The following is a 12,030-nucleotide window of genomic DNA, read 5'->3' on the forward strand; positions in this document are numbered from 1 at the left end:
CATGCTAGCATCGCCGCACGCTCATGTTTACGTGAACATCGCTGGGACCATAGGAAGAGTCACATATGTCAGTGTCCATGGATGCGTTGCCGGGTTCGTCCCGACGATCGCGACAGCATCGCAGGCGCTGGACCGGCTGGGGGTTCATCGCCCCGTTCATGGTGGTCTTCGCGTTCGCCCTCGTCGTGCCCGTGGGGTACGCGATATACCTCAGCCTGTTCCGCACCCAGCTCATCGGCGGCAACTCCTTCGTCGGCCTGTCCAACTACCACCAGGCCATCGAGGACGCGAAGTTCTGGGCGTCGCTCGGCCGGGTCGCGCTGTTCCTGGTGGTGCAGGTGCCGATCATGCTGATCCTGGCGCTGGCCGCCGCGCTGGCGCTGGACAGCGCCCGGCTGCATTGGGCGCCGCTGTACCGGCTGTCCATCTTCCTGCCCTACGCGGTCCCGGCGGTGGTCGCGTCGCTGATGTGGGGCTTCATGTACGGCAACCAGTTCGGCCTGGTCGCCAGCATCAACAACGCGCTGGGCACCCACCTGCCCGATCCGTTCTCCAAGGGCCTGGTGCTGACCGCGATCGGCAACATCGTGACCTGGGAGTTCGTCGGGTACAACATGCTGATCTTCTACTCCGCGCTGCGTACCATCCCCAACGACCTCTACGAGTCGGCGGAGACGGACGGCGCCGGGGCGTTCCGGGTCATCCGGTCCATCAAGCTTCCGTCGCTGCGCCCGGCGATCCTGATCGCGACCATCTTCTCGATCATCGGCAGCTTCCAGCTCTTCAACGAGCCGAACATCCTCAAGCCGTTGTCGCCCAACACGATCGCCACGTACTTCACGCCGAACATGTACGCCTACAACCTGTCCTTCGCCGGTCAGGAATACAACTACTCCGCCACCATCGCGATCATCATGGGCATCCTCACCGTGATCATCGCCTACGCCGTGCAGCTGTGGGGCACGAGGAAGGAGGCGTAGCCGTGGCCATCACCGAGCAGGCGCCGGCATCGGCCAAGCGTCACGCACCTCGGCTGGCGCGGACATCCTCGCGCATCGCCGGCCACGGGCGCTCGCGCAAGTCCGTGACCCTCACCGTGTTGATGAGCCTCATGCTCATCTACGCGCTGCTGCCGCTGTTCTGGCTGTTCGTCAACTCCACCAAGACCCAGGGCGACCTGTTCAGCACCTTCGGCCTGTGGTTCGGCGGGCACTTCGCCTTGTGGGACAACATCCGCGACACGTTCACCTACAACCACGGCATCTTCGTGCGCTGGCTGGGCAACACCCTGCTCTACGTGGTGGTCGGGGCCGGCGGTGCGACGCTGCTCGCGACACTGGCCGGGTACGGCCTGGCCAAGTACGACTTCCCGGGCAAGCGCGGCGTGTTCGCCGTGGTACTCGGCGCGGTGGCGGTTCCCGGCACGGCCCTGGCGGTGCCCACCTTCCTGCTGTTCAGCAAGCTCGGCCTGACCAACACGCCATGGGCGGTCATCATCCCGTCGCTGGTCAGTCCGTTCGGCCTCTATCTCATCTGGGTGTACGCGCAGGACGCGATACCCAAGGAGCTGCTCGAGGCCTCCCGGATGGACGGGGCGGGGGAACTGCGCACCTTCTTCACCGTCTCGCTGCGCCTGCTGTCCCCGGGCGTGGTGACGGTGCTGCTGTTCACGGTCGTGGCCACCTGGAACAACTACTTCCTGCCGCTGGTCATGCTGAGCCAGCCATCGCTGTACCCGCTGACCGTCGGGCTCAACCAGTGGAATGCCCAGTCGCACACGGTCGGCGGCCAGGCCATCTACAACCTCGTCATCACCGGATCGCTGCTGACCGTGGTCCCGATCGTGATCGCCTTCGTGTTCATGCAGCGCTACTGGCGCTCCGGCCTGACCGCCGGAAGCGTCAAACAATAAGGCTATAAGTCCAAAAGAACCAACACCCCCGCGTCCACCCGCAACCCGGGTGGCACCGTCCCACGGGATAACCGAACGCGAAAGGCACGTGATGAAAACACCCCATCGCATGCGGACCCTGCCGAAGCGCACCACCGCGCTCGCCGCTGCGGGCGTGGCGTTGGCCGCCACGCTGGCCGCATGCTCCTCCGGCGGCTCGTCGAGCAGCTCCGGCGGCGCGACCGGTAACGCGAGCGACATCGCCGCCGCGCTGCAGAAGAGCTCCACCATCACGGTGTGGGCCTGGGCGCCGCAGACCAAGGACATCGTCGCCGCGTTCGAGAAGCAGTACCCGAAGGTCAAGGTGAACCTGGTCAACGCCGGCACCGGCACCGACGAATACACCAAGCTGCAGAACGCCATCAAGGCCGGGTCCGGCGCGCCGGACGTCGCCCAGATCGAGTACTACGCCCTGCCGCAGTTCGCGCTGGGCGGTTCGCTGGCCAACCTGAGCAACCTGGGCATGGACAGCCTCAAGAGTGACTACTCGGGTGCGGTCTGGGGCTCGGTCGACATCAACGGCCAGCTCGTGGCGCTACCGCAGGACACCGGCCCGATGGCGCTGTTCTACAACAAGTCCATCTTCGACAAGTATGGGCTGACCGTGCCGACCACCTGGGACGAGTACGTGGCGGACGCCAAGAAGCTGCACGCCGCCGACCCCAAGGAGTACCTCACCAACGACACCGGCGACCCCGGCTTCGTCACCAGCATGATCTGGGACGCCGGCGGCCAGCCCTACAAGGTCAGCGGCACCCAGAACGTCAGCATCAACCTGCAGGACGCCGGTTCGAAGAAGTTCACCGCCGCCTGGAACCAGCTGATCCAGGGCGGGCTGCTCTCGCCGATCTCGAGCTGGTCGGACCAGTGGTACCAGGGGCTGGCCAACGGGAGCATCGCCAGCCTGGTCACCGGCGCGTGGATGCCCGGCGACCTGGAGTCAGGTGTGGCCGCGGGCTCCGGTGACTGGCGGGTCGCCCCGATGCCGACCTGGCAGTCCGGTGGCGCGCCGGCCACCGCCGAGAACGGCGGCTCCGCAGACGCCGTGTTGAAGCAGAGCAAGAACGCTCTGGCCGCCGCGGGCTTCCTGCAGTACATGAACCAGGGCGCGGGTGCCAGCATCTTCGCCAACGAGGGTGGCTTCCCGTCGGTCAACTCGGTGCTGAACTCCGCGTCGTTCCTCAACGACGCCCCGGCCTACTTCGGTGGTCAGAAGATCAACCAGGTGCTGTCGGACGCCGCGAAGTCGGTCATCCCCGGCTGGAGCTACCTGCCGTTCCAGGTGTACGCGAACAGCATCTTCGCCGACACCGCCGGCCAGGCGTACGCCAACAAGTCCGACCTCGACGCCGCGCTCAAGGCGTGGCAGACCAGTTCGGCCCAGTATGGCAACCAGCAGGGCTTCAAGGTGACCAGCAACTAAGGTTCGCGGCAACACCGTAGTTCTTCGGCAATACCGTAGTTCTTCGGCAATACCGTAGTTCGGCACCACCCGACCGTTCGCGGTTTACCCCGCGAGTGGTTTCCCGGGGGTGACCGGCCGATACCCTTCGGCCGGTCACCCGCCGGATCCATCCCAGCTAGGAGACGACGATGACCGCAGCCCGGACTCCGGGCGCGCACAGCGCCACCGCGACGGCGCTCGGCAGCGACGCCGCCGGGCCGGGCAACGGCGGCCGGCCGTTCCCCGGCGCTGAGTCCAAGCCTGGTGCTGAGTCCAAGCCCGGTGCTGAGTCCGCGCCTGGTGCTGAGCCCGCGCCTGGTGCTGAGTCGGCGCCCGGTGCTGAGCCCGCGCCCGGCGGCGGACCGGACGGCTTCGCCATCGGCGAGCACGACTTCCTGCTGCGCGGCGAGCCGTTTCGCATCATCTCCGGCGCCATGCACTACTTCCGGATCCACCCCGACCAGTGGGCCGACCGGATTCGCAAGGCCCGCCAGATGGGCCTGAACACCATCGAGACCTACGTGGCCTGGAACGCCCACGCCCGCGAGGAGGACCAGTTCGACACCTCCGGCGGCCTGGATCTGGGTCGTTTCCTGGATCTGGTGGCGGAGCACGGCATGCGTGCCATCGTCCGGCCCGGCCCCTACATCTGCGCCGAGTGGAGCAACGGCGGCCTGCCGGCCTGGCTGCTGGCCAAGACCACCGCCGGGATCCGGCGGGACGAGCCGACCTACCTCGCCGCGGTCACCGACTACCTCATCCGGCTCGCGCCGGTCATCGTGCCCCGCCAGGCCGACCGCGGCGGGCCGGTCATCCTGGTGCAGGTCGAGAACGAGTACGGCGCCTACGGATCCGACAAGGCGTACCTGCGCAAGCTGGTGGACCTCTACCGGTCGGTCGGCATTACCGTCCCACTGACCACAGTGGACCAACCGACCGACGACATGCTCGCCAACGGCAGTCTCCCGGAGCTGCACAAGACCGCGTCGTTCGGCTCCCGGGCCAGCGAACGGCTGGCGACCCTGCGCCGTCACCAGCCCACCGGGCCGCTGATGTGCTCGGAGTTCTGGGACGGCTGGTTCGACGACTGGGGCGGCGGGCACCACGTCACCTCCGCCGCCGACGCCGCCAAGGAACTCGAGGACATCTTCGCGCAGGGCGCCTCCGTCAACATCTACATGTTCCACGGTGGCACCAACTTCGGCCTCACCAACGGCGCCAACGACAAGGGCACGTACGAGCCGATCATCACCAGCTACGACTACGACGCCCCACTGGACGAGGCCGGGAACCCCACCGCGAAATACTGGGCGTTCCGGGAGGTCATCGGTCGGTACGCGCCGGTCGACACCGACCTGCCCGACGCCGCCCGGCCGGCACCGGCGTTCACCGCCGAGTTCGACCGGGCCGTCTCCCTGTGGGACGTGATCGAGCGCCTGGGCGACTGGACGGAGCACGAGGCGCCACCGACCGCCGACGAACTGGGCCATTACGACGGCTTCACGCTGTACCGCACGGAGCTGGACCTCGACGGCCCGGTCACGCTGGAGCTGGACGAGGTGCGAGACCGGGCCCAGGTGTTCCTGGGCCGGCGCCCCGTGGGCGTGCTGGAGCGTGCCCGCCATGACGCGTCGCTGCCGCTGCCCGCGCCCGCGCGGGGGACGCTGGAGCTGCTCGTGGAGGATCAGGGCCGGGTCGACTACGGCCCCCGGCTGGGCGAGCCGAAGGGGCTGATCGGCGAGACGCGCGCCGATGGGCGTCCGCTGCGCGGCTGGCACACGCTGCCGGTGCAGCTGACCGACCTGACGCCGGTCCGGGACAGCCTGGCGGCGGATCGGCCACGGCATGCGGTGGGTTCACCATGGGAGGCGGCAGGCCCTCCGGGTGCGGCCCTACCGGCTCGGCCGATATTCGCCGCGGCGGTCTTCGACCTGGCCGAGCCCGGAGACCTCTTCCTCGACACCCGTGCCTGGGGCAAGGGGATCGCCTGGGTCAACGGCTTCTGCCTCGGCCGGTACTGGAACCGGGGACCACAACACACCCTGTACGTGCCGGGGCCGGTGCTGCGTGAGAGCGGCAACGAGCTGATCGTGCTGGAACTGGACGCCGACGTCGTCGCGCCGGCGCGCTTCGTGCCCGCGGCGGACCTGGGGCCCACCGCCGCGTGACGGGCGGCGCCCCGTGCCGGTGGCGGCCACGCGGGGCGCCGTAGGCCCCATCGCGTCGCGGCTGTCGCGTCGCGGCCGTGTTGCGGACGTTGCGTCGCGGCCGTGTTCCGGTGGCGGCCACGCGGGGGGCGCCGTAGGCCCGTCGCGTCGCGGCCGTGTTGCGGACGTTGCGTCGCGGCCGTCGCGTCGCGACCGTGTTACGGACGTGGTGTTGCGGCCGTCATGGCCGGCCGGACGCGTCGTGGCTGGCCCGTTGGGTCGCGGTCGGCCCGTTGGGTCGCGGTCGGCCCGTCGTGTCGCGGCCACAGGGCCGTCAATACCATTCACACTGTGAATCTTCAGGGGCTGCTCGACGAGCAGGCGAGCCTCGGCGATGGCACGGCCGTGGTGGCGGGGTCGTCGACGGCGGGAGTACGCACAACCGCCGTCCATGGGCCGGTCGCGGTGACGGCGGACTCGTGCTTTCGGATCGCCTCGCTCACGAAGGTCTTCACCTCCGCGGCGCTGGTCCGGGCGCTGCGGGACAAGGGCGTCCCATTGAGTACACCCGCCGTCGAACTGCTTCCCGGCCTCACGCCAGACTGGCGGGCCGACGCGAGCCTGACCGTCGAGCAGGTTCTGGGGCAGGTCTCGGGTCTGCGCGAATCGGTGGACGCGGCGACAGCGGCGGCCCTGGGCGACGGGGACGGCGCGCTCCTGGAGGCTGCCCGGCTCGTGGTCCGCGCCGGGAATGAGCGGGAGCCCGGCAAGCGGTGGTCCTACTACAACGGCAACTACTTTCTGGCTGGCTCGATCCTCGCGACCTTGAGCGGCACGACGTACGAGCGCGCGCTGAAGGCCAACCTCCTCGATCACTGGGGCCTGGTGACGACGGGATTCGAGACGCCACCGGCGTCCGTCACGGGACGGAACGGCGAGACCGAACTTCCACCGCTCGACTATCCGCGCACCCGTCGGCCCAGCGGGGGCCTATGGTCGTCAGTGCGGGAACTCCTGGCCACCGGCGAGCGCCTGCTCGCCGACCGGGCCCTCCTGAATGAGACCCGCCATCCGCGAACCCGGTTTGATGACCCCATGGCCTACGGTCTCGGGTGGGCTCTGGGACCGTCAGGCCAGATGTATCTCAACGGACGCCTACCCGGCTACCGGGCCGCCCTGGTCCTGATCCCGGACCGGGACTACGTCAGCGTGGCGCTCACCAACACCGACAGCGCCCTGCCCGGCTTGGCGCGACTACTCAGCGACCTCCAGCAACCCGTGACCGGGGACGACATCGCCGAGGCAGTCAACGACTTCGCCGCCTGAGCTTTGCCCGACATTGGCGGATCGGCGCTCGGCCGGCCCGCGCTCGCGGTGAATGGTTGCGCTCGTGGGTGTCATTGCCTGCGGTGGTAGATGTTGCGGCGGGGTTGTTGGTCGGGGTCGAGGTATCGGGGTGGGATGAACTCGGGTAGCCCGTCGGGGGCGATTTTGACCTGCCAGTCGCCCTGGTGGATCACCCGGTGGTGGTGTGCGCACAGCAGCACCCCGTTGTCGAGGCTGGTGGGCCCGTCATCCAGCCAGCTGATGAGGTGGTGCCCGTCGCACCATCTGGGTGGGCGATCGCAGCCGGGAAACGCGCAGCCTCGGTCGCGGAGCACCAGGGCGCGGCGGGTCGGGCCGGTGAACAGGCGCCGTTCCCGGCCGAGGTCGAGGACCTGACCCGTGCTGCCCAGCACGGCGGGCACGATCCCGGGCATCGCAGGCCAGGCGGCGGGCGGCGGCGGGGCTGAGGACGGTGCCGTCGTCCAGGGTGGCGGCGCCGATCTGCCTGCGTAGGGTGTCCAGGTCGACGGTGACGGTTACCTGCGGTCGGTCCCCACCGTTGTCGGGCAGGTCCCCGCCGGCCAGGGCGAGTCGGCATACCTCCACCAGGGCGTCGGCGCGTCGCTGCTGCGGGCCGCGTAGCCCCGCCTCATCGGCCGGTCGGGGTGCGCACAACGGGTCGATCGCGGCCCGGACCACGGCGGCGGATTCCTGGTCCAGCCATCCGGTCAGCCGCACCTTCGCCTGGCCGGGCACGTCGGTCAGGTACAGGCACCGGTCGGCGTGGGCACGGTCCTCGTCCCGGGCCAACTGTTGCGCGGCCTGCCTCTCGGCGACCTCGGGGGCGACCACGTCCAGCAGTCGGCTGGTCAGCCGACCCAACTCCCTGGGCCCGAACACCGCACACTGCCCGACCAGGAACGCTTCCCCCTCGGCCCGAACGTGCCCCGGCAAAGTCGGGACAGCGGCCGCGATCACCTGCGCCTGCTCAAGATTGACCGTGCCGGCGGCCATCGCCTCCGCTGTCTTCGGCAACTGGCCGTGCAACGCGGCGGCGAGTTTCACCTGACGCGCCGCCGTACCCCCGGACAACCGGTATCGGTCGCGTAACCACGCGGTCGTCGTCGTGGCACCCTGCCGCCGGGCAAGGTCCCGCCCATCGATCTCCCGGATCAGGCCCAGTCGCACGGCGTCCAACCGCGACGCCAACGCATACGCCTGATCCAGACGGTCAATCAACGTCTGCGGGGACTGGGCCCAGACCGACGCGTGCGCGAGCGACCGCACCGCGTGCTCCAGCTCGATCAACGGATCCCCGTCCACGAACCAACACTATTGATGAGGTCTGACACTCTCGGGCCTAGCGATCCGGGTCACTGGCCAGATGCGTGAATGATGAACGAACCCGGCTGAGGTCTTGCCGGATAGAGCGCGTGGCCGAGCGGGGGCACGTTACGACCTGGGTGGGCAGGTGATCGTCGTGAGATCAGCGATTGCTGGTCGCCCACGAGACGATGGCGTTGCGCACGGACTCGGGCGCGAGGAAGAACTGGGGTGTGGCCTCGTCCCACCCCGGCGTCTTGCACTGGCGTCCGTAGGCGACGTGATCGCGGTCGATCGGCACGCTCTCGTCGAGCCCCGCTCCGCCCGGCCCGTAGATACTGACCCAGTAGATCCATTCGCCGTCGTCTTCGGCACGCCGGAACACGAGTTCCAGAGCCATTTTCTCCCGGTCCAAGGTGGCGACACATTCATCGACGCGCTCGTTGAGCATCGCCATCCATTCGTCGGTGAGGTCGCTCTTTCCTGACTGCACGCGAGCCCGACTCAGCTCCACCCGCAGCCCAAGCGGGATAGAGGATGGCTGCTCCAACATTTTACCTCCGCGATGACTCTCGACCAGCGCCAGGAACGTTGCGACTCCGCACAGCAGCCGGCTCCGGCGTGGCCTCTTGACCCGGACGTGGGCGACCGCCCAGACCGCTGATTATGTCATCAAGAGAGTCCGTGCGGTCCTCGCAGATTCTGCCTTCACCGGGATCAGCCGCAACCACGCGGGTGGTCTGCTACCGGCAGAACTACGAGACCGGCGGCTATCAACCTGCGGTGGGTCCGGCCGGGCCCGATGGTCGCGCTGCGCTGGCCGATGCCCAGTACGGGCAGGCACTCCTCGACGCCGGTCAGCTCGATGTCATCCCGGCGGACCCGTTCCCACGCGTCCCGAGTCAGCCGCCACTGCTGGATCCGCGCGGGCTCGCCGCGGCGGGTGTCCCAGTCCGTGCCGTTCGGTTCGTAGCCCAGGCCACGGCAGACGCGGTTGGACGCTTCGTTGTCGACAAAGGTGTCGCTGCCGGCTTCGCCTGCGTCCAGCCCGGCGAAGGCCAGTTGCAGGATCGCCGCCCGCATTTCCTTGCCGAGCCCCCGTCCGCGGCTGCCGGGGGCCAGCCACGAGAAGCTGGACACCGTGCCGAACCACGTGAAGTTTCTGCCGATGAGGTCCTGCATGCCGACCGGTTCGCTGTCAACGAGTACGGCGAAGTACAGCCGCCACGAATCCGCGCTGACGCGGGCGCGGCCGGCCCAGCTCCCGCGCAGCCAATAGGTGTGGGCCACGCCCGGACGGTAGCCCGCCCGCCCTGCCGCCGCATCCAGTTTCCCTACCGATGCCCGTAACTCAATGAGGCAGACGAATGGCCGCGCCGGGCCTACCCCGCGGCGGCGCGGCTCAGGCGGCCGGGGCGAGCACCGGTGCGGGCCGCTCCAGCGCCCGCAGCAGGACGAGGAGCGTGTGGCTGCGCGGCGCGGGCATGCCGACCTTGTCCGCCGCGCGTACGACCTCGCCGACGATCGCCTCAGTCTCCATCTCCCGTCCCGCCCTCCGGTCAGAGAGCATGGATGTGCCGTAGTCCGCGGGCAGCGAGTCGATCAGGGCGAGGCAGCCGTCGACGTCGGCGGGGGACAGGTTCGCGCCCGCGGCCCGACCGACGTTGGCCGCCTCGTTGATCAGTGCCTCGATGAGCGGTCGTACGCCAGCGCCGCGCAGCATGCCGACGGGCCGCCCGGTCATCGCGGTGACCGGATTCAGCGCGAGGTTCAGCAGCAGCTTCCGCCAGGACTCGGTGACGAAGTCGGCCGTGCGGCGCACGGGGAGGAAGCTACCGTCGAGCAGGTCGGCCAGGCCCTCGCCCAACGGGCCGGCCGGCACCACCAGCCCCTCGTCGAAGGTCTGCCGCACGCGGCCCGGCGACACCGTCTCGGCGGCGACATAGGCGAGGGCGGGCAGTACGCCCGCGGATTCGAGTACGTAGGGTGCGACGCGGTCCAGGTGGTTGAGTCCGTTCTGTACCACGGTCAGCGTCGTACCCCATCCCATGAGCGCGCGAAACCACACGGCGGCGCCCGCGGTCTGGTGTGCCTTGGTGGCCAGCAGCGCCCAGTCGACCTCCCTCGCCGCCGACGGTTCGCTGATGATCGGGATCGGTAGGTCATGAATTTCGTCACCGCGTTCGAGCCTGACCGTTGGATGCTCCGGGTGGCGGCGGGCACACAACACCACATCGTGACCGCGTTCATACGCCGCGACGGCGAGCACAACACCAACCGATCCGGCACCGATCACGGCGATTCGCTTAGGCATGACAACTCCTATCGAGTGGTTGACGACCGTTGAGCCGGGCGACAGACAGAAAGGAGAACGGAGCCCCGGCGCACCAGGTTCAGGGCAGTGCAAGACGTCACGTGACCGAACGTATGCACTCTGGCCTGCGTGAACGCGCCCACCCCAGCGGTCGGGAGGCCGTGACGCCCCAGGCCACCACCCGACCGTGAGGGTTGGTTGTTTGTTCCTGGATTCGTCGCCGCGCGGACACAAAACACCTGGCCGATCGCGACGGTCGTGGTGCCGAACGATCGCCTTCTACGCGACGTTTCAGGTGGAAACCAACGGCTGCTCGTCCTCCACGGCCAAGAAACCGAGACGGCCCGGATGCGGCTGGCCGAGCATCCGGGCTGGCCGAGCATCCGGGCTGGCCGAGCATCCGGGTGGGAGCCGTGTCGAGGCCGAGCCAGCGCGCGATCGGACCGCCGATCGTCGCGCGTCCGATCGCGGAACGAGACGACAGCTCGCGGCGCCGCGGATCAGATCGCGCGCCGCTGAGGGTCAGACTGCACTGCGGCGCGGGCCAGGTGGCGCGGGTCAGGCGCCACGGTGCCGTGGGTCAGGCGCCACGGTGCCCTGGGTCAGCCCGCGCGCCGCCGTGGGTCAGGCGCCACGGCGCTGAGGATTAGGCGACGCGGCGGCGAGGGTCAGGCGGCGGTCCAGCCGGCGTCCACCGGGAGCACCGCGCCGGTGATGAAGCTGGCGTCGCGGCTGGCGAGGAACGCGATGGCGGCGGCCACCTCCTCGGGCTGCCCGATGCGCGGAATGGCATGGTGGGCGTCGACCATCGCCTGCATCGCGGCCGGGTTGGTGCCGCCGCCCACCTTGCCGTTGCGGATCAGCGGGGTGTCGATGAGCCCGGGCGCGACACAGTTGGCGCGCACACCGTCCCGCCCGTGGTCCAGCGCCATCGCCCGGGTCAGGTTTTCCACGCCCGACTTCGCGGCGCAGTAGGCGCTGCGGTTGCGTTCGCCGACGGTACCGATGGCCGAGGAGATCGTCACTATCGCTCCCGAGCCCTGGCGGACGAGGACCGGGATCGCGGCGCGGCACACGTGGAACACCCCGTCGAGGTCGACGTCCATGATGGTGCGCCACTGCGAAAGCGTCGTGCCCACCACGGTGTCGCACTGGTCCACACCGGCCGCCGCGACCACCACATCCAGCCGCCCGAGCCGCGCGGCGGCGTCGGTGACGATCGCGGCCATCGCGTCGGCGTCGGCGACGTCGCCCGGTGCGGCCTCGGCCCGCTCGCCGAGTTCGGCGACGGCCGCCACGAGCGGTTCGCGCGAGCGGTCCACGAGCACGACGTGTGCGCCCTCGGCGTGCAGCCGGTGCGCGGTGGCCAGGCCGATGCCGGACGCCGCACCGGTGATCAGAGCTACCTGTGACGCGAACCGTGGCGACGACATGCCGACTCCCTCGAAGATCATCACTGGACTACGGATGCTAGCCGCGCCGCCGCGAGCCGGTCAACCATTTGTGTGACGAATGAACTCGTTCA

Annotated in this window: 11 protein-coding genes; 5 read left to right on the top strand and 6 right to left on the bottom strand. The window is 69.2% G+C overall.

Annotated features, from left to right (window positions below; all coding sequences use genetic code 11):
* The first annotated feature begins 77 nt into the window (after nucleotides 1-77).
* The 5 genes from ABEA87_RS21900 (at nucleotide 78) to ABEA87_RS21920 (ending at nucleotide 6,868) form a co-directional block, all read left to right on the top strand.
* A complete protein-coding gene (locus ABEA87_RS21900) occupies nucleotides 78-980 on the top strand; it encodes a carbohydrate ABC transporter permease (RefSeq protein WP_345632311.1) in 903 nt (300 codons plus the stop codon).
* 122 nt (nucleotides 981-1,102) lie between these two features.
* Complete coding sequence (locus tag ABEA87_RS21905; protein WP_425570935.1) at nucleotides 1,103-1,912, top strand: carbohydrate ABC transporter permease; 810 nt, start codon at nucleotides 1,103-1,105, stop codon at nucleotides 1,910-1,912.
* Nucleotides 1,913-2,021: 109 nt separating this feature from the next.
* Nucleotides 2,022-3,374, top strand: coding sequence for an ABC transporter substrate-binding protein (locus tag ABEA87_RS21910; RefSeq protein WP_345632315.1), 1,353 nt, complete (start codon nucleotides 2,022-2,024; stop codon nucleotides 3,372-3,374).
* 170 nt (nucleotides 3,375-3,544) lie between these two features.
* Nucleotides 3,545-5,563, top strand: coding sequence for a glycoside hydrolase family 35 protein (locus ABEA87_RS21915; protein ID WP_345632317.1), 2,019 nt, complete (start codon nucleotides 3,545-3,547; stop codon nucleotides 5,561-5,563).
* A 330-nt stretch (nucleotides 5,564-5,893) separates the two neighbouring features.
* Nucleotides 5,894-6,868: a serine hydrolase domain-containing protein gene (locus ABEA87_RS21920; protein ID WP_345632319.1), complete on the top strand. Its 975-nt coding sequence runs from the start codon at nucleotides 5,894-5,896 to the stop codon at nucleotides 6,866-6,868.
* 71 nt (nucleotides 6,869-6,939) lie between these two features.
* Here ABEA87_RS21920 and ABEA87_RS21925 read toward each other — a convergent pair whose 3' ends face one another.
* From ABEA87_RS21925 to ABEA87_RS21950, 6 genes are all read right to left on the bottom strand, one after another.
* Nucleotides 6,940-7,203 (bottom strand): HNH endonuclease signature motif containing protein, encoded by a 264-nt coding sequence (locus ABEA87_RS21925; protein ID WP_345632321.1) that lies wholly within the window; start codon nucleotides 7,201-7,203, stop codon nucleotides 6,940-6,942.
* Entirely contained in the window at nucleotides 7,115-8,191 is a 1,077-nt protein-coding gene (locus tag ABEA87_RS21930) for a DUF222 domain-containing protein (protein ID WP_345632323.1), read from the bottom strand. Before ABEA87_RS21930 ends, ABEA87_RS21925 begins: the two co-directional genes overlap by 89 nt.
* Nucleotides 8,192-8,354: 163 nt before the next feature.
* Nucleotides 8,355-8,744, bottom strand: coding sequence for a DUF6176 family protein (locus ABEA87_RS21935; protein ID WP_345632325.1), 390 nt, complete (start codon nucleotides 8,742-8,744; stop codon nucleotides 8,355-8,357).
* 164 nt (nucleotides 8,745-8,908) lie between these two features.
* Nucleotides 8,909-9,481, bottom strand: a complete 573-nt coding sequence (locus ABEA87_RS21940; protein WP_345632327.1) for a GNAT family N-acetyltransferase — start codon at nucleotides 9,479-9,481, stop codon at nucleotides 8,909-8,911.
* Between the two features lie 112 nt (nucleotides 9,482-9,593).
* Nucleotides 9,594-10,505 (bottom strand): 2-dehydropantoate 2-reductase, encoded by a 912-nt coding sequence (locus tag ABEA87_RS21945; protein ID WP_345632329.1) that lies wholly within the window; start codon nucleotides 10,503-10,505, stop codon nucleotides 9,594-9,596.
* A gap of 668 nt (nucleotides 10,506-11,173) precedes the next feature.
* Nucleotides 11,174-11,938 (bottom strand): SDR family NAD(P)-dependent oxidoreductase, encoded by a 765-nt coding sequence (locus ABEA87_RS21950; RefSeq protein ID WP_345632331.1) that lies wholly within the window; start codon nucleotides 11,936-11,938, stop codon nucleotides 11,174-11,176.
* Nucleotides 11,939-12,030: the final 92 nt, after the last annotated feature.

The organism is Rugosimonospora acidiphila (assembly GCF_039543385.1).
Lineage (GTDB): Bacteria > Actinomycetota > Actinomycetes > Mycobacteriales > Micromonosporaceae > Rugosimonospora > Rugosimonospora acidiphila.